The organism is Staphylococcus simulans (assembly GCF_025561465.1).
Classification (GTDB): domain Bacteria; phylum Bacillota; class Bacilli; order Staphylococcales; family Staphylococcaceae; genus Staphylococcus; species Staphylococcus simulans.
Genome location: NZ_CP095100.1, coordinates 895,947 through 915,447, shown reverse-complemented (window position 1 = coordinate 915,447; position 19,501 = coordinate 895,947). Strand labels below are relative to the sequence as shown.

The 19,501-nt window shown below is 39.3% G+C and carries 12 protein-coding genes, 6 tRNA genes and 3 rRNA genes; 3 read left to right on the top strand and 18 right to left on the bottom strand.

Annotation, left to right across the window (positions count from 1 at the left end; translation table 11 throughout):
- The first annotated feature begins 148 nt into the window (after window positions 1-148).
- On the top strand, window positions 149-454 hold the full coding sequence (locus tag MUA87_RS03990) for an ArsR/SmtB family transcription factor (protein WP_002481828.1): 306 nt from the start codon (window positions 149-151) through the stop codon (window positions 452-454).
- 12 nt (window positions 455-466) lie between these two features.
- On the top strand, window positions 467-1,414 hold the full coding sequence (locus MUA87_RS03985) for a cation diffusion facilitator family transporter (RefSeq protein ID WP_070848210.1): 948 nt from the start codon (window positions 467-469) through the stop codon (window positions 1,412-1,414).
- A 93-nt stretch (window positions 1,415-1,507) separates the two neighbouring features.
- On the opposite strand, the gene MUA87_RS03980 is transcribed toward MUA87_RS03985, so the two are convergent.
- Entirely contained in the window at window positions 1,508-2,242 is a 735-nt protein-coding gene (locus tag MUA87_RS03980; protein WP_057510765.1) for a metallophosphoesterase family protein, read from the bottom strand.
- Between the two features lie 129 nt (window positions 2,243-2,371).
- Between MUA87_RS03980 and MUA87_RS03975 the strand changes: the two genes are divergently transcribed.
- Complete coding sequence (locus MUA87_RS03975; protein ID WP_262551321.1) at window positions 2,372-3,487, top strand: hypothetical protein; 1,116 nt, start codon at window positions 2,372-2,374, stop codon at window positions 3,485-3,487.
- A 55-nt stretch (window positions 3,488-3,542) separates the two neighbouring features.
- On the opposite strand, the gene MUA87_RS03970 is transcribed toward MUA87_RS03975, so the two are convergent.
- From MUA87_RS03970 to MUA87_RS03890, 17 genes are all read right to left on the bottom strand, one after another.
- Window positions 3,543-4,400, bottom strand: a complete 858-nt coding sequence (locus tag MUA87_RS03970; protein ID WP_262551320.1) for an HAD family hydrolase — start codon at window positions 4,398-4,400, stop codon at window positions 3,543-3,545.
- 122 nt (window positions 4,401-4,522) lie between these two features.
- Window positions 4,523-6,328: a glutamine--fructose-6-phosphate transaminase (isomerizing) gene (glmS, locus tag MUA87_RS03965; protein WP_002481833.1), complete on the bottom strand. Its 1,806-nt coding sequence runs from the start codon at window positions 6,326-6,328 to the stop codon at window positions 4,523-4,525.
- A gap of 677 nt (window positions 6,329-7,005) precedes the next feature.
- Window positions 7,006-8,361, bottom strand: a complete 1,356-nt coding sequence (gene glmM / locus MUA87_RS03960; RefSeq protein WP_002481838.1) for a phosphoglucosamine mutase — start codon at window positions 8,359-8,361, stop codon at window positions 7,006-7,008.
- Window positions 8,362-8,387: 26 nt separating this feature from the next.
- Entirely contained in the window at window positions 8,388-9,320 is a 933-nt protein-coding gene (locus MUA87_RS03955; protein WP_002481839.1) for a CdaR family protein, read from the bottom strand.
- A gap of 1 nt (window position 9,321) precedes the next feature.
- The gene (gene cdaA / locus MUA87_RS03950) at window positions 9,322-10,128 is read right to left on the bottom strand and encodes a diadenylate cyclase CdaA (RefSeq protein WP_002481840.1); all 807 of its coding nucleotides are present in this window, start codon (window positions 10,126-10,128) and stop codon (window positions 9,322-9,324) included.
- Between the two features lie 196 nt (window positions 10,129-10,324).
- Window positions 10,325-10,397 (bottom strand) — tRNA-Lys (locus tag MUA87_RS03945).
- 3 nt (window positions 10,398-10,400) lie between these two features.
- Window positions 10,401-10,475, bottom strand: a tRNA-Gln gene (locus MUA87_RS03940).
- Window positions 10,476-10,480: 5 nt separating this feature from the next.
- A tRNA-Tyr gene (locus MUA87_RS03935) sits at window positions 10,481-10,564 on the bottom strand.
- Window positions 10,565-10,584: 20 nt separating this feature from the next.
- Window positions 10,585-10,660: transfer RNA gene (locus MUA87_RS03930), tRNA-Val, on the bottom strand.
- Window positions 10,661-10,669: 9 nt separating this feature from the next.
- Window positions 10,670-10,741, bottom strand: a tRNA-Glu gene (locus tag MUA87_RS03925).
- A gap of 3 nt (window positions 10,742-10,744) precedes the next feature.
- Window positions 10,745-10,819, bottom strand: a tRNA-Asn gene (locus MUA87_RS03920).
- Window positions 10,820-10,830: 11 nt separating this feature from the next.
- Window positions 10,831-10,945, bottom strand: a 5S ribosomal RNA gene (rrf, locus tag MUA87_RS03915).
- Window positions 10,946-11,015: 70 nt separating this feature from the next.
- Window positions 11,016-13,939: ribosomal RNA gene (locus MUA87_RS03910) — 23S ribosomal RNA — on the bottom strand.
- 245 nt (window positions 13,940-14,184) lie between these two features.
- Window positions 14,185-15,736 (bottom strand): 16S ribosomal RNA (locus MUA87_RS03905).
- Together the 16S, 23S and 5S rRNA genes with 6 tRNA genes alongside form the textbook arrangement of a ribosomal RNA operon.
- A gap of 428 nt (window positions 15,737-16,164) precedes the next feature.
- Window positions 16,165-17,238: an Mrp/NBP35 family ATP-binding protein gene (locus MUA87_RS03900; RefSeq protein ID WP_002479500.1), complete on the bottom strand. Its 1,074-nt coding sequence runs from the start codon at window positions 17,236-17,238 to the stop codon at window positions 16,165-16,167.
- A gap of 174 nt (window positions 17,239-17,412) precedes the next feature.
- Window positions 17,413-18,870, bottom strand: coding sequence for an MDR family MFS transporter (locus tag MUA87_RS03895; protein WP_002479502.1), 1,458 nt, complete (start codon window positions 18,868-18,870; stop codon window positions 17,413-17,415).
- Window positions 18,871-18,952: 82 nt separating this feature from the next.
- Window positions 18,953-19,411 carry a SepA family multidrug efflux transporter gene (locus tag MUA87_RS03890; RefSeq protein ID WP_002479503.1) on the bottom strand — a complete coding sequence of 153 codons (459 nt, stop codon included), beginning with the start codon at window positions 19,409-19,411 and terminating at the stop codon, window positions 18,953-18,955.
- Between the last annotated feature and the right edge of the window lie 90 nt (window positions 19,412-19,501).

The following is a 19,501-nucleotide window of genomic DNA, read 5'->3' as shown; positions in this document are numbered from 1 at the left end:
TAACTCTTTTTATTAGTTATATGGTATGACTGTTCCCTTCATTTGTTAACCCAAAACAGACATTGTTTTCTGATATTGACTTATACATACAATCGATGTACATTATATATGAATACATGTTCATATATTAATAAGAGGAGTGAAAGTAATGTCACATCAAGAATTAAGCGGCCGTACACTCGCACAAGTGACGGACATTTTCAAAGCCTTAAGTGAACCCAATCGTATCCGAATTATGCATTTACTTGAACAAGGACCTTGCAGTGTAGGTCACATCAGCCATACGCTCAAACTTTCGCAATCAAATGTATCGCATCAATTAAAGGTACTGCGTCATGCTGAATTAGTTAAAGATCAACGACAAGGTCAATCTAAAATTTATATGCTTGATGATCAACACGTAGTTACACTGCTTTCACAAGCCATCCATCATGCAGAGCACCCGGTTGATTAGAAAGGAAGTTTTATTATGAATCATTCTCATGAACATGCACATCATCACCACCATCATCATGTGCATACCGACAACAAACGTGTTTTAGCTTTTTCTTTTATTATTATCGCATCCTTTATGGTCGTTGAATTAATCGGAGGATTTTTTGCGAACAGTTTAGCCTTGCTATCAGATGGTGTACATATGCTTAGTGATGCTTTTTCTCTTGGCTTAGCATTATTCGCATTTAAATATGCTGAACGTCATGCGACCATGAACATGACCTTTGGTTATAAACGTTTTGAAATCTTAGCTGCTTTATTTAATGGTGTTTTATTACTCGTTATCAGTATCGGCATTATGATTGAAGCCATTCGAAGATTTGCAGCACCTCCTGAAGTCCTTTCTACTGAAATGTTTATCATCAGTGTCATTGGTTTAGTGGTCAACATTGTAGTGGCTTGGATTATGTTGCGTGGCGGAGATACGGAACATAATATTAATATGCGCGGCGCATTCTTACATGTCTTAGGTGATTTACTTGGTTCATTAGGTGCGATTGTTGCCGCATTCTTAATTTGGGCTTTCCATTTTACTATCGCTGATCCTATTGCAAGTATGTTGGTGTCTTTATTACTCCTTAAAAGTAGTTACGGTTTAATCAAAGATTCACTTAATATCTTGATGGAAGGTACACCCAAAGATATCGATATTGATCAAGTGGTTGAAACGGTACGTGCTGAAACAGAAATCCAAAATGTGCATGACTGTCATATTTGGACGATTTCTAATGATTTAAATGCATTCAGTTGTCATGCGGTCGTGAGTGATACATTATCTATCAAAGAGTGCGAGGCATTGCTTAAACGTATTGAGCATCAATTAAACGAACTTAATGTGCATCATATGACGATTCAATTAGAGTCTGACCAAAATGAACATAGTCGCGAAACATTATGTTCACATGTCGTGACACCTTAAAACATTCAAATGAATATTTATATGATATTAAAAAACGACGTCTCAGCAATCACTGAAACGTCGTTTTTTTAGTCTTTTGTTAATAAGCGTTCTCTATTGAATAAATTTATCAAATATCAATTGTTGGCCTGGCACATCTTTTTGTTCGAAGCCATCAATGAAACGTGTATTATCATAAGCTACTCTGACATGTTCGATATTGAATTGTTCAGGTGTAATAGTCACAATACCATATACTGTATAAGGTGCACGATTCAATCCTACTGAACCTGGATTAAAGTAAGCAACATCTTCATAAATAAAATGATGCAACGTATGATTATGACCGAATAGAATCAAATCCGCTTCTTTATCTTTAAATAGATGTGCCATATGCGATGCTGTCGGTTCAACAATTGGACTGAACGGCACTTTATCTATAGGTTGTTCTAACATCATATTTTCAATTTCATAATGAATACCTAATACTTTTTGGCCGGCCACTTCTAAGTTAAACGTTCTCGGTAATTGATTTAAATACTCGTAATACTGTGGGTTTAAATGTTCAGCAATCCAATGATGATGTTCGTAAAACTTATCTTTTAAATCTTCTGGATATGGTGTTTGATTGATGACTGACATAATTGCTTCGTCATGGTTGCCTGCAATTGATGTAATATCATCGCGTGAAGTGACCATACCTAAAACTTCATTCGTATTATGACCGATTCCAATAATATCTCCTAAATTGTAAATATGATCAATATCACCTCTTCTATCAATGTCTCTTAAGACTGTAGCCAATGCATCCATGTTTCCGTGGACATCTGTAAATACTGCAAATTTCATACTATCACCCTCATTAAAGTTTATAATGAAACAAAACATTACATTTTGCTTATAATCTTGATTTTTTAATTTGAAACCAAGCATTTTTTTGATATTGTGTTTATATCATATCAAAGGAGTGCTAAGCCATTGTTTAAATTTCATAAACATGCAATACAAAACGCAAAACCGCAAAATGTTAAAATAGCTCTTTTTAGTATTCTAACATTTATTGTCTTTCTATTACTGACTGGATTGACATTACAGCCGTTAACACAGAGCATCTCGATGTTTATTATGGCGATGATGTATCAATCTATGTCACCGCAAATTTTATTACCGGTGATTATCAGTCTTATCATACCATTAGCTTTCTTTATTTTTGCTGGATATCACCTGGCTGCAGGTGCCATCAATATTATTTATAAAGGTATCCATAAAGAAAAAGTCAGCTTGCTTGATGCTTTAGAAGCATTTAAAAAAGGCAGCTATTTAAGAGCTGTTAAATTAGCATTGTTTACTTTACTCTTTATCGCGATACTGAGTCTGATTCGTTACTTACTGACTCAATTGTTCAGTTTAGGTATCGGAGCGTTGTTGAGAAGCGGACAAAGTTACTTTATGGAACATGTCGGTGTATACATCGCTGTTCAATTGATCGCGCTAACTATTTTAGCGATTGTATTATCATTCTTTATTTGGACATTCACATACATCATGATTGCATATACAGTCGCATACTTTAAAGACCGTCAGGCCGGTGCATTCCAAGATGTTAAACACGCATTTAAATCTATGAAAAATGGTCATCATTCATGGTTCAAACTATTACTTGGACTTGTAGTATTAGATTTAATTGTTATTATTCTAGAAACACCTGTTTCTCAACTTGTCGCATTCTCTACAAGAAGTATTTCACAAAATGTGGCAGGCGTTTTAACAGTTGTTTTACTAGTCATTATTATCATCGTACGAATTGTCGTTTATTACTTAAACGTTAATGCGATTATCGCATTCTTCAGTACAGTGACTGATGGGGTTGTACCTCACCGTGCACCTTCTCGTCAACAACGTAAACAACAAGCAAAAGCAGAACAAAAAGAACAAGAAGAAACAACAGCTCCTGTTAAAGAAACAGAAACGAAAGAAACTGCAAAAGAAAATGATAAAGAAGTTTATCAAGATACAACTTTTGATCACTTACAATCAAAGAATAAAGAGATTGATGAACGTTCTGATGAACGTTCTGATGAATTTAAAAAATAAGCAATAAGAAAGCGTATGAAGGAATTATAACAAGTCCTTCATACGCTTTTTCTATTTATTGATTCAAAAGATTAGATTCTAAATAACGTGCTGCGCCATCTTCATCATTTGTATAAGAAGTGACGTCTTTTGTCAGTGCTTGAATTTCAGGGCGTGCGTTTTTCATTGCGACTGTATAATGACCGAAAGCAAACATAGAACGGTCGTTATCACTGTCACCAATTACAAGTGTATCTGATTGAGGAATATTAAAGTGTTCAATCATTTCTTTAATACCTGTTCCTTTATCGATACCTTCTGCCATTGTTTCTGCATTAAAACGTGATGAGTTGGAAACTGTGATTTCTAGTTGTTTCTGTTCATCAATTAAATGTTCTCTGAATTTCGTGATTTTCTCTAAATCTGGTGTGAACATATAAATTTTAGAAAATTGCATTTGCGGTAATGTATCTACCCAGTTCACGTTGCCATTTAAAGCATGCTTACGAGAATTCCATTCACTGATACCTACATTATTCGGTGGTGTATCGCCTGCACAAGTTGCTTCAATCCATTGTCGGTCTTCTTTTAAAATCATACGTTTACCGCTAAATGGAAAGACTTCATAATAAATATGTTGTGCTTTCGCACTTTCTACAATTTCAGTTACTGCTTCATATGTCAGACTATGTTCAAAAATAGTGACACCCTCTGCGTCTCCTCTTGTACCGTTAGATGAGATAACACCATCAATTTCAAAGTTTTCAGGTGTTAAATGTTCAATTTCATCAAATGAACGTCCTGTTGCAATAAAGACTTTGTATCCATTTTGACGTAATTGTTTGATTGTTTCTGTTGTTTTATCTGATACTCTATTATTTTCTTGTAAAATCGTTCCATCCATATCTAAGAATATCGCTTTTACATTATCCATTACTTTTCCTCCAAGTTGTTGTTATCGCCTTGATTATGGCATTTTCAGACTGTTTTCGCAACTTTCTTCAAATAAAAAAACTGCCACTCTGCAAAGAGAATGACAGTTTCGTTAATAATCAATTATTCTACTGTGACTGATTTTGCTAAGTTACGTGGTTTATCCACATCTAAATCACGGTGTAATGCTGCATAGTATGCAATCAATTGTAATGGAACTACAGATACAAGTGGTGTTAACAATTCATTTACTTGAGGAATGACATAAGTGTCTCCTGCTTTGTTTAATCCATCCATTGAGATAATGCAAGTATGCGCACCACGTGCAGCAACTTCTTTTACGTTACCGCGAATTGATAGATTAACATTCTCTTGTGTTGCTAAAGCAATCACTGGTGTTTGATCTTCAATTAAAGCAATTGTACCGTGTTTTAATTCACCGCCAGCAAATCCTTCTGCTTGAATATATGAAATTTCTTTTAATTTTAATGCGCCTTCTAAGCTGACATTATAGTCAATTGTACGACCGATAAAGAAGGCATTACGAGTTGTTGCTAAGAAATCTTTCGCAATTTGTTCCATGTATTCAGCATCGTCTACAATTGCTTCCATCGCATTTGCGACTTTCGCAAGTTCTTGTAATAAGTCTACAGTTTCTTCTTGGCCATGACGTTTAGCCACAATTTGAGACAAGATAGCAAGTACTGCAATTTGTGCTGTATAAGCTTTTGTAGAAGCTACAGCGATTTCTGGTCCAGCATGTAATAATAACGTATGATCCGCTTCACGTGAAAGTGTTGAACCAGGTACGTTTGTTACTGTTAATGCTTTATGACCACGTTTTTTCATTTCAACTAATACAGCACGGCTGTCTGCTGTTTCACCTGATTGTGAAATATAGATGAATAATGGTTTTTTAGATAATAATGGTGTGTTATATACGAATTCAGAAGCGACATGTACTTCTGTTGGGACACCTGCCCATTTTTCGATAAATTCTTTACCTACTAAACCTGCATGATAACTTGTACCTGCTGCGATAATATAAATACGGTCAGCTTGTGCGACTTCATCGATAATCGCATTGTCCATTTTCAAGTCGCCGTTGTCATCTTGATATTCTTGAATAATACGACGCATAACAGCAGGTTGTTCATGAATTTCTTTTAACATGTAATGATCATAAACACCTTTTTCAGCATCAGCCGCATCGATTTCAGCAGTGTACGTTTCACGATCTTGTACATTGCCATCTAAATCTTTGATTTCAACTGAATCGCGTTTAACAATAACAATTTCATGATCGTGAATTTCTTTATATTCATTTGTTACTTGCAACATTGCTAAAGCATCTGATGCAACAACGTTGAATTTTTCACCAACACCGATTAATAATGGTGATTTATTTTTCGCCACGTAGATTGTATCGTGGTCTTCTTCGTCTAATAATGCTAAGGCATAAGAACCATGTAGTAATTTAACGACTTTAGTGAAAGCTTCTTCAGTAGATAAGCCTTCATTTGAGAAATGTTCTACTAATTGTACGATAACTTCAGTATCTGTTTCAGATAAGAAATTCACATCTGATACGTACTGATCACGTAATTCTTCATAGTTTTCAATCACACCATTGTGAACTAAAGTAAAGCGTTTAGATGCTGATTGATGCGGATGAGAGTTTTCATAGTTCGGCACACCATGTGTCGCCCAACGTGTATGACCAATTCCTACTGTTCCATCTACATCACTGTTGTCAGCTACATTTCTTAAATCTGCAATACGACCTTTTTCTTTAAATACTGTCGTACCTTCATCATTCACAAGTGCAATTCCTGCAGAGTCATAACCTCTGTACTCTAATTTCTCTAAGCCTTTTAACAATACTTCTTTCGCATTATCATATCCGATATATCCTACAATTCCACACATAATTCAATTCCTCCGTATTCTTCATTCCTAACGGTTACCCTTTTCACGGGGAATCTTTCAGTTTCATATTAAATTTTTTGTATCGAATATAAATTGATTCCGCCTAAATTTACTTTATAGAGTCCCTTCTCACTTGAACTCTACAAAATAGACGTACTAATCCCCTTGTGTGAGTACCGTTCAAAAATATAAACTTGGGTCTGTTTACAAACTTTGTGCATCGAGTCACCTCAATGTTTTACCTTGTAAACTTACGACTGACCTTATCCGAGACAGCATCCGCCGATAATCCGATCACTGTCTTCCTCGTCGACAATTTAAAGCTATGCTTGCTATTACATCTTCTGCTCTAAGATATAAATCTACGCAAATTCCAGCTTGTCATTGTACGGGCGCTATAATTATGGTTTAACCTGTCTATCCCCCTTTTACACGTAATATAAGTATTTTACAATGAGTGATTTTATAAATGCAACTATTTTCACAACCTGTATCCGCTTACACTCTAAAGTTTTTTGCTAACTGCAATTTTTTCTATTTCAAATTATGTTTCTACTATTAACTAATATTGTTTCATCAAAGTTATCATTAATTTTGAATAATTTAGTTTAGCTGTTCTATTCTTTAAATTAAAAAGAACTGAGACTTTCTTACCAGTCTCAGTTCTTCAAAGTTAATTATTCATTTAAACCCATTTTTTCTTTAACTACATCTGCGATTTGTTGTGCATAGCTTTCAGCTTTTTCATCTGTTGCAGCTTCTACCATGACACGTACTAATGGCTCTGTACCTGAAGGACGTACTAAAATGCGTCCTTCACCGTTCATGTCAGCTTCTACGCGGTCCATTTCTGCTTTAACATCAGCATTATCAGTCACTGCATATTTATCTGTTACACGTACGTTAATTAATGATTGTGGGTATTTTTTCATTTGTTCAGCAAGTTCGCTTAATGGTTTACCTGTTAATTTCACAACAGCTGCTAATTGTACACCTGTTAATAAACCATCACCTGTAGTATTGTAGTCCATCATTACGATGTGGCCTGATTGTTCACCACCAAGGTTGTAATTGCCTCTACGCATTTCTTCTACTACATAACGGTCGCCAACTTTAGTTTTATTAGATTTGATGCCTTCTGCTTCTAATGCTTTGTAGAAACCTAAGTTACTCATAACAGTAGAAACAATCATGTTATCGTTCAATTCTTGGTTTTTAGACATTTCTTGACCAATAATGAACATGATTTGGTCACCATCAACAATGTTACCTTTTTCATCGACAGCAATTAAACGGTCTCCATCTCCATCAAAAGCTAAACCAAAGTCGCTTTCAGTTTCCACAACTGTTTGCGCTAAAGCTTCTGGATGCGTTGATCCGACACCGTCATTGATATTGTAGCCGTCTGGGCTGCAACCAATAACTTCTGTATCAGCTTCTAAATCACCGAATAAGAATGGTGCAAGTTGTGATGTTGAACCATTTGCGCCATCTAACGCAATTTTTAAACCTTCAAAATTAACATCGACAGTTGATTTTATATAGCTTAAGTATTTTTGAGTACCTTCGAAGTAGTCCGAATACTGAACAATATCATTTCCGATTGGACGTGGTAAGTCAGGATTTTCTTCGTCTAATAATGCTTCAATTTCTTGTTCTTGATCATCAGATAATTTAAAGCCGTCTGAGCCGAAGAATTTAATTCCGTTATCTGCCACTGGATTATGAGAAGCTGAAATCATAACACCTAATTCAGCATCCATTTCTTTTGTTAAGTATGCTACACCTGGTGTAGAAATAACGCCTAATCGCATTACCTCAGCACCGATAGAAATTAAACCTGCGATTAACGCAAATTCCAACATTTCCCCAGAAACACGTGTATCACGTCCTACAAGGACTTGTGGATGCTTCTTGTCTTCATTGTGCGCTAAAACATAACCGCCGTATCTACCTAGTTTAAAAGCCAGCTCTGGAGTTAATTCTTCGTTTGCTACACCTCTGACTCCGTCTGTCCCAAAATATTTGCCCATTTCAAAATTCTCCTTTAATGCTTAATTTATTTCGCTGATATAGTAGCTTTGATATCGCCCGCATCAGCATCTTTAACTTTGTTAGGTAATTCCATCTTCACAGCAGCTTCATCTGAATTTTCGAAGTCTGCTAAATCAACTACTGCTGTTACACTATGGATATCACTTAACTCATCTCTATTTCCAAAAATTTCAATTTGTTGTTTAGACAAATTAACATTATCAGCATTTAACTTAGAATTTGATTTACCGATAACTTTCTTTTTAATATCTACTTTCTTGCTGTAAGGTTCTAACTCTACAGTAATATTAACAGTGCTTGGTTTTGTAATCACATCAAGTTTCTTCAAGTTTTTATCAAAAGCTACAATTTCACCGACATCTGTTGTATCGTCGTTGATATCTGTATCATTTTTGAATGTTGCTTTTAAGTAAGCAATACTATCTACTTGATGTTGTCCACCTATCACTTTAACTTTCTTTGGTGTCACAGTTTGATTTTTGATTTGATAGTTAGAATTGATGTACGATTCACTCACATCAGGCGTTACTGTCATCATCTTTGTTACTTTCTTCTCAAGATTAACAGTCGCTTGTTTAGGATTAACAGTACCCTCTACTTCATTATCCAAACCTTTAATAACGTAATCAACTTTGTGACGACCTAATGATGTTTTAGTTAGATCTAATTCGACTTTAATGTCATCTGATTGTTCTGCTTTCAACACTTTGGATTGCGTACCTTTAATTTGAACGTCTACGCTGTCAGGTATGCCTGAAGCGTATAAATTTTTACTGTTATATGTAGCTTCTACAGGTACATTCGAAATTGTGCGTGTTGAAGTTTGTGATAGTTTAGATGTTCCAAAGATATCTCCAAAGACATTGTTCACTGTTAAAAAGAAAGCTAATGCTAAGACAAATGCTACAAATCTTAAACCCCATTTGCTCTCAAACATTCTACTTCACGCCTTTCTTTGGAAGTCTTGTATCAAACCAATGTTCAGCTAATAATTCTTCAAAGACTTCTAGTGAGATGTCTTTACGTAATTTTCCATCAAACGTCACAGAAATAGAACCAGTTTCTTCAGATACCACTGCGGTAAATGCATCAGAAACTTCTGAGATACCTACTGCAGCACGGTGTCTTGTTCCTAAACTCTTTGAAATCTTAGAACTATCAGAAAGTGGTAAATAACAAGCAGCACTTGCAATCTTTGTTCCTTGAATAATCATTGCACCATCATGCAACGGTGTATTAGGAATAAAGACATTCGTCAAAAGCTCTTGTGAAATATCAGAATCCATTGGTATACCTGTCTCAATGTAATCTTGAAGACCTGTCTTTTTCTCAAACACAATTAAAGCACCAATTCTTCGTTTGGCCATGTATTGTACTGCTCCGCCAACTGCTTTAATCAATTTCTCTTGATCTGCTGATGAATTAGCAACATAGCGTTTAAACAGGTTACCTCTACCTAACTGCTCAAGTGCACGTCTGATTTCTGGTTGGAAGATCACAATGATAGCTAAGAACCCCCATTGGATAACCATATCAAACAATCTTGCAGTAGTAGTCAAGTCTAAAGCAGCACTGACCCAACGACCAATTACAATAACAATGATACCTTTGAGTAGTTGGATTGCTTTAGTACCTTTGAATACTGTGATTAACAGATAAATCACATACCAGACTATAAGCAAGTCTAGAATACTTGTTATTAACTTTACCGTATTGAAATTTTCAAAAATGCCGCCAAAATTCATAGCATCTCCTCCGGTAACCTAATTACAATGAATGCTGTATGATTGATTATTACAGCGCTCATACATATAAATTATAGCATACATCCCCCTTTAGCTTAGAATAAAAATACATACACAATTGAATTATATACTTGAATTCAAATAGCAAAGGAAAAAATGCAATAAAAAAAGCACCCTTATCACAAGGGTGCAAGAGTGAGCCATAGAGGATTCGAACCTCTGACCCTCTGATTAAAAGTCAGATGCTCTACCAACTGAGCTAATGGCTCTAATGGCTGGGCTAACTGGATTCGAACCAGTGAGTGACGGAGTCAAAGTCCGTTGCCTTACCGCTTGGCTATAGCCCATTAGATGGTGGAGGGGGGCAGATTCGAACTGCCGAACCCGAAGGAGCGGATTTACAGTCCGCCGCGTTTAGCCACTTCGCTACCCCTCCGACAAATATATAATTCAAAATGGTGGAGAATGACGGGTTCGAACCGCCGACCCTCTGCTTGTAAGGCAGATGCTCTCCCAGCTGAGCTAATTCTCCAATATGTAATGACCCCGACGGGACTCGAACCCGTGTTACCGCCGTGAAAGGGCGGTGTCTTAACCGCTTGACCACGGGGCCATATGGCTCCACAGGTAGGACTCGAACCTACGACCGATCGGTTAACAGCCGATAGCTCTACCACTGAGCTACTGTGGATTAATATCATTGCCTGGCAACGTCCTACTCTTGCGGAACGTAAGTCCGACTACCATCGGCGCTAAAGAGCTTAACTTCTGTGTTCGGCATGGGAACAGGTGTGACCTCTTTGCCATTGTCGCCAGACAATGGAATGTTTATACATTCAAAACTAGATAGTAAGTAAATTTCAATTCGACCAATCAAAACTTGAAATTTGATTAAGTCTTCGATCGATTAGTATTCGTCAGCTCCACATATCGCTATGCTTCCACCCCGAACCTATTAACCTCATCATCTTTGAGGGATCTTATAACCGAAGTTGGGAAATCTCATCTTGAGGGGGGCTTCATGCTTAGATGCTTTCAGCACTTATCCCGTCCATACATAGCTACCCAGCTATGCCGTTGGCACGACAACTGGTACACCAGAGGTATGTCCATCCCGGTCCTCTCGTACTAAGGACAGCTCCTCTCAAATTTCCTACGCCCACGACGGATAGGGACCGAACTGTCTCACGACGTTCTGAACCCAGCTCGCGTACCGCTTTAATGGGCGAACAGCCCAACCCTTGGGACCGACTACAGCCCCAGGATGCGATGAGCCGACATCGAGGTGCCAAACCTCCCCGTCGATGTGAACTCTTGGGGGAGATAAGCCTGTTATCCCCGGGGTAGCTTTTATCCGTTGAGCGATGGCCCTTCCATGCGGAACCACCGGATCACTAAGTCCGTCTTTCGACCCTGCTCGACTTGTAGGTCTCGCAGTCAAGCTCCCTTATGCCTTTACACTCTATGAATGATTTCCAACCATTCTGAGGGAACCTTTGAGCGCCTCCGTTACACTTTAGGAGGCGACCGCCCCAGTCAAACTGCCCGCCTGACACTGTCTCCCGCCATGATCAATGGCGCGGGTTAGAAATCCAACACAGCTAGGGTAGTATCCCACCAGCGCCTCCACGTAAGCTGGCGCTCACGCTTCTAAGGCTCCTACCTATCCTGTACAAGCTGTGCCGAATTTCAATATCAGGCTACAGTAAAGCTCCACGGGGTCTTTCCGTCCTGTCGCGGGTAACCTGCATCTTCACAGGTACTATGATTTCACCGAGTCTCTCGTTGAGACAGTGCCCAAATCGTTACGCCTTTCGTGCGGGTCGGAACTTACCCGACAAGGAATTTCGCTACCTTAGGACCGTTATAGTTACGGCCGCCGTTTACTGGGGCTTCGATTCGTAGCTTCGCAGAAGCTAACCACTCCTCTTAACCTTCCAGCACCGGGCAGGCGTCAGCCCCTATACATCACCTTACGGTTTAGCAGAGACCTGTGTTTTTGATAAACAGTCGCTTGGGCCTATTCACTGCGGCTCTTCAGAGCGTGAACCCTAAAGAGCACCCCTTCTCCCGAAGTTACGGGGTCATTTTGCCGAGTTCCTTAACGAGAGTTCTCTCGCTCACCTTAGAATTCTCATCTTGACTACCTGTGTCGGTTTGCGGTACGGGCACCAGTTATCTAGCTAGAGGCTTTTCTCGACAGTGTGAAATCAACGACTCGAGGAAAACATGTTTCCTCTCCCCATCACAGCTCAACCTTGAGAATGGCGGATTTGCCTACCATTCAGTCTCACTGCTTAGACGTGCACTCCAACAGCACGCTTCGCCTATCCTACTGTGTCCCCCCATCGCTTAAAACGATAAATGGTGGTACAGGAATATCAACCTGTTATCCATCGTCTACGCCTGTCGGCCTCGACTTAGGACCCGACTAACCCAGAGCGGACGAGCCTTCCTCTGGAAACCTTAGTCAATCGGTGGATGGGATTCTCACCCATCTTTCGCTACTCACACCGGCATTCTCACTTCTAAGCGCTCCACATGTCCTTGCGATCATGCTTCGACGCACTTAGAACGCTCTCCTACCATTGTCCTACGGACAATCCACAGCTTCGGTAATATGTTTAGCCCCGGTACATTTTCGGCGCAGTGTCACTCGACTAGTGAGCTATTACGCACTCTTTAAATGATGGCTGCTTCTAAGCCAACATCCTAGTTGTCTGGGCAATACCACATCCTTTGCCACTTAACATATATTTTGGGACCTTAGCTGGTGGTCTGGGCTGTTTCCCTTTCGAACATGGACCTTATCACCCACGTTCTGACTCCCAAGTTAAATTGATTGGCATTCGGAGTTTGTCTGAATTCGGTAACCCGAGAGGGGCCCCTCGTCCAAACAGTGCTCTACCTCCAACAATCATCACTTGAGGCTAGCCCTAAAGCTATTTCGGAGAGAACCAGCTATCTCCAGGTTCGATTGGAATTTCTCCGCTACCCTCAGTTCATCCGCTCACTTTTCAACGTAAGTCGGTTCGGTCCTCCATTCAGTGTTACCTGAACTTCAACCTGACCAAGGGTAGATCACCTGGTTTCGGGTCTACGACCAAATACTCAACGCCCTGTTCAGACTCGCTTTCGCTGCGGCTCCGCATTTGCTGCTTAACCTTGCATCAGATCGTAACTCGCCGGTTCATTCTACAAAAGGCACGCCATCACCCATTAACGGGCTCTGACTACTTGTAAGCACACGGTTTCAAGTTCTCTTTCACTCCCCTTCCGGGGTACTTTTCACCTTTCCCTCACGGTACTGGTTCACTATCGGTCACTAGAGAGTATTTAGCCTTGGGAGATGGTCCTCCCGGATTCCGACGGAATTCCACGTGCTCCGTCGTACTCAGGATCCACTCAAGAGAGAATAAACTTTCGACTACAGGACTTTTACCTTCTCTGGTTCAACTTTCCAGATGATTCGTCTAATTTATTCCTTTGTAACTCCGTATAGAGTGTCCTACAACCCCAATGAGCAAGCTCATTGGTTTGGGCTCTTCCCGTTTCGCTCGCCGCTACTCAGGGAATCGATTTTTCTTTCTCTTCCTGCGGGTACTAAGATGTTTCAGTTCTCCGCGTCTGCCTTCGGACATGCTATGTATTCACATGTCGATAACACAACATAACTTGTGCTGGGTTCCCCCATTCGGAAATCTCTGGATCAACGCTTACTTACAGCTACCCAAAGCATATCGTCGTTAGTAACGTCCTTCATCGGCTTCTAGTGCCAAGGCATCCACCGTGCGCCCTTAATAACTTAATCACGTTATTAATATTGTGAGTAATCGCTTGCCGTCGGCAATTGATTACTAGCGATTCATTTAAATGAATAAAGCTTTTAAAACTCTAATTCACTCGGTTTTGCTTGGTAAAATCTATTTTTTACTTACTTATCTAGTTTTCAATGTACAATCTTTGAATGTTTCAAATAAACATTCAAAACTGAATACAATATGTCACGTTATTCCGTTTCAGTTTCCTGCGAAACTGTTCCGAATATATCCTTAGAAAGGAGGTGATCCAGCCGCACCTTCCGATACGGCTACCTTGTTACGACTTCACCCCAATCATTTGTCCCACCTTCGACGGCTAGTTCCTAAAAGGTTACTCCACCGGCTTCGGGTGTTACAAACTCTCGTGGTGTGACGGGCGGTGTGTACAAGACCCGGGAACGTATTCACCGTAGCATGCTGATCTACGATTACTAGCGATTCCAGCTTCATGTAGTCGAGTTGCAGACTACAATCCGAACTGAGAACGGCTTTATGGGATTTGCTTGACCTCGCGGGTTCGCTGCCCTTTGTACCGTCCATTGTAGCACGTGTGTAGCCCAAATCATAAGGGGCATGATGATTTGACGTCATCCCCACCTTCCTCCGGTTTGTCACCGGCAGTCAACTTAGAGTGCCCAACTTAATGCTGGCAACTAAGCTTAAGGGTTGCGCTCGTTGCGGGACTTAACCCAACATCTCACGACACGAGCTGACGACAACCATGCACCACCTGTCACTTTGTCCCCCGAAGGGGAAAGCTCTATCTCTAGAGTTGTCAAAGGATGTCAAGATTTGGTAAGGTTCTTCGCGTTGCTTCGAATTAAACCACATGCTCCACCGCTTGTGCGGGTCCCCGTCAATTCCTTTGAGTTTCAGCCTTGCGGCCGTACTCCCCAGGCGGAGTGCTTAATGCGTTAGCTGCAGCACTAAGGGGCGGAAACCCCCTAACACTTAGCACTCATCGTTTACGGCGTGGACTACCAGGGTATCTAATCCTGTTTGATCCCCACGCTTTCGCACATCAGCGTCAGTTGCAGACCAGAAAGTCGCCTTCGCCACTGGTGTTCCTCCATATCTCTGCGCATTTCACCGCTACACATGGAATTCCACTTTCCTCTTCTGCACTCAAGTTTTCCAGTTTCCAATGACCCTCCACGGTTGAGCCGTGGGCTTTCACATCAGACTTAAAAAACCGCCTACGCGCGCTTTACGCCCAATAATTCCGGATAACGCTTGCCACCTACGTATTACCGCGGCTGCTGGCACGTAGTTAGCCGTGGCTTTCTGATTAGGTACCGTCAAGGGATGCATAGTTACTTACATCCTTGTTCTTCCCTAATAACAGAGTTTTACGATCCGAAGACCTTCATCACTCACGCGGCGTTGCTCCGTCAGGCTTTCGCCCATTGCGGAAGATTCCCTACTGCTGCCTCCCGTAGGAGTCTGGACCGTGTCTCAGTTCCAGTGTGGCCGATCACCCTCTCAGGTCGGCTACGTATCGTTGCCTTGGTAAGCCGTTACCTTACCAACTAGCTAATACGCCGCGGGTCCATCTATAAGTGACAGCAAAACCGTCTTTCATCATGAAACCATGCGGTTTCATGTGTTATCCGGTATTAGCCCCGGTTTCCCGGAGTTATCCCAGTCTTATAGGTAGGTTACCCACGTGTTACTCACCCGTCCGCCGCTAACGTCAGAGGAGCAAGCTCCTCGTCTGTTCGCTCGACTTGCATGTATTAGGCACGCCGCCAGCGTTCATCCTGAGCCAGGATCAAACTCTCCATAATAATTTATGATGTTTGACTAGCTCATAAAAACTAATTGTTTTAAAACGTCCATAGGACGTTTGTTAATTTGGAATTAACGTTGACATATTGTCATTCAGTTTTCAATGTTCATTTTTTTCAGTAACGTTATTTATTGTAGCACTTCGTGTTTTCGAAGTCAACACTTAATTAACATTACTTTTACAATTTTAAAATGTTTTCTTCATTTCCGCAAGAGTAAGTTTTACACTCTTGATAACTCGTCGTTTTTTAGCGACTTTATTATCTTAGCACCTTCAAAGTGTTAAGTCAATAACTTTTTTCAGGTTTTTTAAGTGTTTATTTAACTTGTTTTTCTCGCTCACAAAAATATATTCTAACAGGATTTCAGAAAAACGCAAGAGAAAAACGCAGATTTTTTGAAAAAACCTGCGTTTTATTGAGACTTCTTATTTTTTCATTGTTTTAGTGATAACTTTTTGCGCGATTTGTTGATAAATTTCACCAAGTTGATCATCAGGTTGATAAATAGAAGGTGAAAAATCTTTAGGATCCCATGTAGGTTGTGCTAATGGTAATTGACCTAATAAGTCAGCATTAAGTTCATCTGCTAGTTTTTTACCGCCATCTTTACCAAAGATATATTCTTTATTTCCAGTTTCCTTACTTTCGAAATAAGACATGTTTTCAATAACACCTAAAATAGAATGTTCTGTATGTTTTGCCATTGCTCCAGCACGTGCTGCTACAAATGCTGCAGTTGGATGAGGTGTTGTTACGATAATTTCTTTACTTGATGGCAACATTGTATGTACATCCAATGCCACATCACCTGTACCTGGTGGTAAATCTAATAGTAAGTAATCAAGATCTCCCCATTTTACGTCTGTAAAGAAGTTCGTCAACATTTTACCTAGCATTGGTCCACGCCAAATTACAGGTGCATTCTCTTCAACGAAGAATGCCATAGACATTACTTTTACACCATGACGTTCAACTGGTTTTACTGATTTACCTTCAATGCCTGGTTTATTATCGATACCCATCATATCAGGAACACTGAAACCATAAATGTCAGCATCGATTAAACCGACTTTTTTACCTTCACGTGCTAATGCCACAGCAAGGTTAACTGCTACTGTAGATTTACCTACGCCGCCTTTACCAGATGCAATCGCAATAAATTCAACAGGATTACCTTTTGAAAGCAGACCTTCGATTGTTTGCGGTTGGTCTTCTGCTGGATCATCGCCAGTAAACTTAGCAACCGTCTCAGAATCTAATTCTTCAAAACGAATACCAACTGTGTTTGCTCCATTTTCTTTCAATGTTTCAACAATTGCCATTTGCAAGTCTAATTGAGGTTTTCCACCTAATTTTGCCATCGCAATTTTGACACTGACATGTTCAATTTCTTCTTTAATCGTGATATTCACAATACCACCTGTATCTTTAAATGGTACATCTAAAATTGGATCTTTCAGATTCCCCACTAGTTCGTTGACTTGTTCAACTGTTAACAAAGTACGTCACCCCAAATATAAATTAATGTTTACTCTTATTATTTTAACAAACTTAATGTATAAGTGGTAACGAATAATCCAAAGAACTTCCCCTTTCCTAGAAAACCTAACAAAAACCAGCAAAACAATCTATATATTGCTTTGCTGGTTTTATGTTTAAAGATTGATTCAGTTTTAAATTTTACGTGCATTCATTTGCTTTTTAGTTTCACCTTTTATTCTATCTCTAATGAATAAACCTATAATGAAGCCAATTAATACAATAACTGTCACTACACCAAATGATAAATCCACACCACGCGCAATTGCTTCGCGATGGAATAATTCTTTAGAAGCCACTTCATTTGGATTTGGCGCAAATGTTCTTGTTCCTAATGTCATTAATGCAACCATAATCGCTGTACCAATTGATGAAGCCATCATACGAGCGAAGTTCATAATTGCTGTACCGTGTGAAATATCTTTATTCGGTAATGCATTGACGCCCGCTGTATTAAGCGGCATCGCAAGTAATGACACTGAGAACATTCTTAACGCATAAATTAATACAAGATACCAGAATGGTGTATCTACTTTTAAGAATGCTAAGACTCCAGTAAATATAGTCAACATGGTAAAGCCGATAATCACTAATGGTCTAACACCGTATTTATCGTAGAACTTACCGGTGTAGATAGACATCACGCCATTGACCACTGCACCAGGTAATATCACAATACCTGATAAGAAAGCTGATAAGCCCATCGCATTTTGTACATAAATGGGAATCAACAGTGCTGGGCCAATCATTGATGTCATTACGATCATTGAACAAATAGCTGATAGCGTAAATGTTTTGTTTTTAAAGACGCGCAAGTTCAAGATTGGATTCTCGATTGTTAATTGACGTTTCACAAACACCCAAATGACAAATAGGCTGGCAATAAATGGTACATAGAACGTCCAGCTGTCAAAGCCTGAAGAACCCGCACTACTGAATGCTAATAACATTACACCGAATCCGATTGTTGAATAAATCACAGATTTCATATCTAATGTAATATCTTTAGGTTCATTGAAGCTTTTAATACTGATTGCTCCGAAGATATATCCAATTAACGCAATCACAGCTACTGCGATAAATGGTGTACGCCAACTTGAAACATCAATAATCAAACCTGAGACTGTAGGTCCGATAGCTGGTGCGAAGGAAATAACGAGACCAGCTAATCCCATTGCGAAGCCACGTTCATTTTTTGGGAAAAGTGTAAATAAAGTGAATTGCATCAACGGCATAATAATGCCTGCACCCATAGCTTGGATGACACGTGCAGTCATTAAAACACCGAAGTTCGGTGCAATTGCCGCTAATATAGTACCAATTAAAAATATTCCCATTGATGCTAAATATAACGGTCTGGTTTTGATTTTATCCATTAAGAAGGCAGTTAAAGGAATCATGACTCCGTTAACTAACATAAAACCAGTTACTAGCCATTGGGATGTGTTCTCTCCAATGTTGAAACTACGCATGATAGCAGGCAGTGCAGTATTAAGTAGCGTTTGGTTTAATATCGCAATGAATGCGCTCGTAATCATAACTGTGACAATCAAATTTCTTTTTTGCTTAGAAATAGTAGCCTGCTCTGGCATAGATATAAACACTCCTTTATAAACTTACCATAATATAATGCACTAAAAATAGTTAGCAAAGCAAACTAATTGCTCATGCAGGTCACTTATTTCTATTCAAGTCTTCACTATCAGGATAAAAGACTTCCTTACATACGTAAAAGAACGCCATAATCAACATAATGACCCAAAAATCAATGTTGATATATGCATAATGAATATGGACTACAAAATAGAACATTACCGTTGTAACGGAGTATGAAATCAAATGAAAGATTTCACCATGAAAATATGGGCTATGCGGTAATTTCTTTTTGAAATAATCCATCAGATATTCTACTAAGAACATTGTGAAGTAACCTAATACAATATAGCTGCCGTAGTAAAATAAGTTTTGGTAGAAACCTTTGTTATATCCGAAATACCCTAGATGCCAAAAAATAAGCAAACGACTCAATCCAAATAATACAAAGCCTAAAAGTGTGAGGAAAATCGCACCGGAAATCACAAACACTAATAGCACAATTAATGTAGATATTAAATTGAATATATTGAATTTCAAGTTTTCCTCACTCCTTTCGCTCTTTCTTTATACACCCGTATAATAACACAATATGATTTAAGTTATTAATTAAAAATATCCCGCATTTCA

What these genes read in the sequence shown, in the direction of transcription:
- MUA87_RS03990 (WP_002481828.1), top strand. Translation starts at nt 149, where the DNA reads ATGTCACATCAAGAATTAAGCGGCCGTACACTCGCACAAGTGACGGAC.
- MUA87_RS03980 (WP_057510765.1), bottom strand. Translation starts at nt 2,242, where the DNA reads ATGAAATTTGCAGTATTTACAGATGTCCACGGAAACATGGATGCATTG.
- MUA87_RS03970 (WP_262551320.1), bottom strand. Translation starts at nt 4,400, where the DNA reads ATGGATAATGTAAAAGCGATATTCTTAGATATGGATGGAACGATTTTA.
- glmS (WP_002481833.1), bottom strand. Translation starts at nt 6,328, where the DNA reads ATGTGTGGAATTGTAGGATATATCGGATATGATAATGCGAAAGAAGTA.
- glmM (WP_002481838.1), bottom strand. Translation starts at nt 8,361, where the DNA reads ATGGGCAAATATTTTGGGACAGACGGAGTCAGAGGTGTAGCAAACGAA.
- MUA87_RS03955 (WP_002481839.1), bottom strand. Translation starts at nt 9,320, where the DNA reads ATGTTTGAGAGCAAATGGGGTTTAAGATTTGTAGCATTTGTCTTAGCA.
- cdaA (WP_002481840.1), bottom strand. Translation starts at nt 10,128, where the DNA reads ATGAATTTTGGCGGCATTTTTGAAAATTTCAATACGGTAAAGTTAATA.
- MUA87_RS03895 (WP_002479502.1), bottom strand. Translation starts at nt 18,870, where the DNA reads ATGCCAGAGCAGGCTACTATTTCTAAGCAAAAAAGAAATTTGATTGTC.